This is a genomic window from Streptomyces alkaliphilus, from assembly GCF_014141535.1.
GTDB classification, from domain to species: Bacteria; Actinomycetota; Actinomycetes; order Streptomycetales; family Streptomycetaceae; genus Streptomyces; species Streptomyces alkaliphilus.
The window spans coordinates 1-3,308 of the sequence record NZ_VKHT01000587.1; the positions used below are offsets into that span (position 1 = coordinate 1).

5 protein-coding genes and 1 pseudogene are annotated in these 3,308 nt (G+C 74.9%); 1 reads left to right on the top strand and 5 read right to left on the bottom strand.

Going from position 1 to position 3,308, the window contains the following annotated elements; all coding sequences use genetic code 11:
- The 5 genes and pseudogenes from FNQ90_RS17080 to FNQ90_RS17100 form a co-directional block, all read right to left on the bottom strand.
- Positions 1 to 198 (bottom strand): annotated as a pseudogene (locus FNQ90_RS17080) (alkaline shock response membrane anchor protein AmaP); the annotation flags it as partial.
- 88 nt (positions 199 to 286) lie between these two features.
- On the bottom strand, positions 287 to 931 hold the full coding sequence (locus FNQ90_RS17085) for a DUF6286 domain-containing protein (protein WP_182607179.1): 645 nt from the start codon (positions 929 to 931) through the stop codon (positions 287 to 289).
- A gap of 46 nt (positions 932 to 977) precedes the next feature.
- Positions 978 to 1,526, bottom strand: a complete 549-nt coding sequence (locus tag FNQ90_RS17090) for an Asp23/Gls24 family envelope stress response protein (RefSeq protein WP_194432621.1) — start codon at positions 1,524 to 1,526, stop codon at positions 978 to 980.
- Complete coding sequence (locus FNQ90_RS17095) at positions 1,523 to 1,705, bottom strand: hypothetical protein (protein ID WP_143619093.1); 183 nt, start codon at positions 1,703 to 1,705, stop codon at positions 1,523 to 1,525. Before FNQ90_RS17095 ends, FNQ90_RS17090 begins: the two co-directional genes overlap by 4 nt.
- 73 nt (positions 1,706 to 1,778) lie before the next feature.
- Positions 1,779 to 2,288 (bottom strand): Asp23/Gls24 family envelope stress response protein, encoded by a 510-nt coding sequence (locus FNQ90_RS17100; RefSeq protein WP_182607180.1) that lies wholly within the window; start codon positions 2,286 to 2,288, stop codon positions 1,779 to 1,781.
- Positions 2,289 to 2,616: 328 nt separating this feature from the next.
- On the opposite strand from FNQ90_RS17100, the gene FNQ90_RS17105 reads away from it, so the two are divergent.
- Positions 2,617 to 3,308, top strand: a 692-nt coding sequence (locus FNQ90_RS17105; protein ID WP_182607181.1) for a hypothetical protein, incomplete at its 3' end; no start/stop codon positions are given.

Below are 3,308 nucleotides of genomic sequence, written 5' to 3' on the forward strand. Positions count from 1 at the left end.
CCACCACCCCTCCCCCACCCATCGGGTGCGGTCGGCGTCGGTCAGCAGCACGTCATCGGGGGCCCGGGGGCTCCATCCGTCGGGCGGACTCATCCCCCAGCGGGCGGGGAGGTCCAGGGCGGCGGCCACCACGGCGGCACCGGCGCCCACGAGGAGCACCCCGATGAGTGCAAGCAGCACCCGGTTGACGATCCGCATCGCGTTCCCGTTTCTCCTCGGTGTTCCCCGTGTCCCCGGAGCCGGGGCTTTTTGTGTGGTCCCCGACCGGACCGGACGGTCCGGCCGCTCAGCCGCCGCTCGAGCCGCGTACCCGCAGCGCGAGGGCAGGGGGGCGGGCGAACGCGATCTCGTCCAGGGACTCCTCCAGGGCCGACCGCAGTTCCGCTCGCACCTCCTCGGGATCCCGGAAGTGCGTCTCGGCCGTGACCCGAACCCGTCGGCGTCCCACCGACACCCGCGCGGAGCGTACGCCCGCGACCCGGACGGCCCGGTCGCGCACCACGTGGGCGACGGCGGAGCGCTCGATGCCCACCCGCAGGTCGGGGTCCTTCCCGCGCAGCGGCAGCAGACCGCGCAGGCCGGGGGTGAGGGCGAGCAGCAGCAACCACAGGCCGAGCAGGACGGCGACGGCCGCTCCCGTCAGGATCACGGGGTCGTCCACCGGGCGTGTGGCCAGTTCGTCGGCCAGACGCACCCGCCACTCGGCCGCCGGGCGACCGGAGCGGACCGCGACCACGTCGTAGAGCAGCGCACCACAGATCGCGAGCAGCACCAGGGCCGTCAGGGCCGCCGGCACCCGGCGCGCCGACCGGAAACGGTGGGCACGCCGCCCGCCGGTGCCCGGATCCCGTTCGGGGGGGTCCTCCGGCCGGGGGTGCTTCTCCAGGACCGCCGGTCCCCCGGCGGTCTCCTCTCGCTCCGTGCCGCTCACGCCGTCTCCATCTCCTGCCGTTCCCGATCCGTCGCTTCCCGGCCGGTCATCCGACACGCCCGGTGCGTCCGGTGCGGCGGTGCGCCGAGTGCAGACGCGAGACCACCAGCGCGACGCCGGGTACCTCCATCCCGGCGAGTTCGATCAGGCGTTCGGTGACCCGGCGACGGATGGCGTCACACCGGCCGGTGAGATCTCCGGGGTAGTCCAGTTCGACCTCCACCCGCACCCGGGCCAGGCCGCCGGTGCCGTCGGCGGCCGGCTGTCGGCGGACCGAGACCTCCGCCCGGGGACCGGCGCGGCCCGACACCGGCGCGACCGGCGCGACCGGCGGCGCCGTCGGGGCCACGCCCGCCGGCGCGCCGGCCGCGGTGTCCTCCCCACCTCGTGAGGGGGGTCCGCCGGGGCCGGCGCGCAGCGCCTCACGGACGGCCTGTTCGGCGATTTTGGTGACCACGCGATCGGCGATCCGGGTGGCTCCCCGTTCGCCGGGGGGCACCGTCCGGGGGCCGGGTGGCCATCGGGCGGCATCGGTCGCTCCCCCGGTTCCACCGGCTTCGTCGGTGGGAGTCCGGGCCTCGGAGACATCGGTCATCGGCCGCGTCCCGCGCCCCGGAAGAAGTCACCCGGGTTGATGTCCCCCTCGGCGAAACGTCCCACGACGAAGCCGACGGCCCCGAGCGCGGCCACCAGGAGGAAGGCGCCGAAACCACCGAAGTATCCGGCGAAGCCGAGCGCGATGCCGGCGATCATGCCGACCAGGGCCATGCCCATCATTCACTCCATTCGTTCGGGCGTGTGTCGGGGCGCTTGTTCGGTCGCCCGTCCGAACCGCCGTGGCCCGGGATCACTGGAGGGACGGGCGTCCACTCTCGCCCCCGTCCTCCTCCTCGTCCTCCTCGTCGGGGAGCTTGACGTCCCCCACGGCGATGTTGACCTCGACGACCTCGAGGCCGGTCATCCTTTCCACGGAGGAGATGACGTTCTCGCGGACATCCCGCGTCACGTCGGGAATGGAGTAGCCGTACTCCACCACCAGGTCCAGGTCGAGAGCGGTCTGCACCTCTCCCACCTCGGCCTTGACGCCGCGGGTGGCTGCGGGAGCCCCTCCGCCGCCGGGCACCCGGTCCCGAACCGCCCCGAAGGTGCGGGCCAGCCCGCCGCCCATCGCGTGGACGCCCTGGACGTCCCGCGCCGCCATACCGGCGATCTTGGCGACCACGCCGTCGGCGATGGTGGTGCGACCGCGGGTGGCGGGATCGCCTCCTCCCCGCCGGGAGCCCGAGGTGCGGCTGCCCCGGGAGGTGTCGTTGTCGGTGTTCCGTTCGGTGCTCTTCTCGGTGCTGGTCTCGCTCATGGTGCCTCTCCTCGTGCCCGATCGGGGTCGCGCCGAACACGGCTCCCGTCACGGGCCTGCGGGATCGATGCGGTGGCCCCCAAAGGCTCCGGCGACCACGGGCCGTTCCCATCGCCCGGACGAATACCGGCCCGGTGGCCACATTAGGCACAACCCGGGCGCCCGTGCCCCGACACGCTCCGCCGCCCGGGTGAACCGCGTGGTCGACAAGGGGGTCATACGGGATGCTGTACCCATTCGGGAGCCCTCTGCACGTGCTCCCGGACCCGTGCCGCCCCGTTCGGGGCCGGCCGCACGGGCGACGGCGAGCGAGGCGGGCGAGTTACGGATGGGTGTTCCGGGACTGACGGAGACGGTGCGGGAACAGGTGCGGATGGGCAGGCTCCTGCCCCTCGGCGACCCGGTTCCGGCCGGCGCCGGATGGATCGCCGAGGGAGCCGTCCGCGAGCTCCTGACCGGGGACGCCCACGCCGTCCCCGGGGCGCGGTTGCTGCGGTTGCGGTTCTCCCCGGACACGACCGCCGCGCCCCTCGGTCGGGAGGAGCGGCCGGCGGCCGGCCTGACGGCGGGGGCGGTGCTGCTGGATGCTGAGGTGCTGCTCTCCGGCGAGGAACCGTTGCCTCAGGCCGCGGAGCGGGTGCGGACCGCCCTGACCGCCGGGGCCCGCGCGCTGTCACTGCCGGTGACGGCCGTGGACGTGCGGGTGGCCGGCCTGTTGGAGGCGGAGGAGCGGCCGGAGGAACCGGGAGACGGGGCACCGACGGTTCCGGACACCCCGGCCTCCCGGACGCCCTCCCGACCCGGTTCGACGTCGGGTGACACGGATGCCCGGGAGCGGGCGGTGGTGACCGCCGTCACGGCCCCGACGGGGGTGCGGGGCACGGTGCCCTTCCCCGGGCCGGCGGGACCGTCGGTACGGATCGCCCCGACGGGTGAGGCGGGGTGGGTGGAGGTGCAACTCGCCCTGGCGCGCGACGCGGACATGGGCTCCACGGTCGCGGAGGCGGCGCGGGCCGGGGC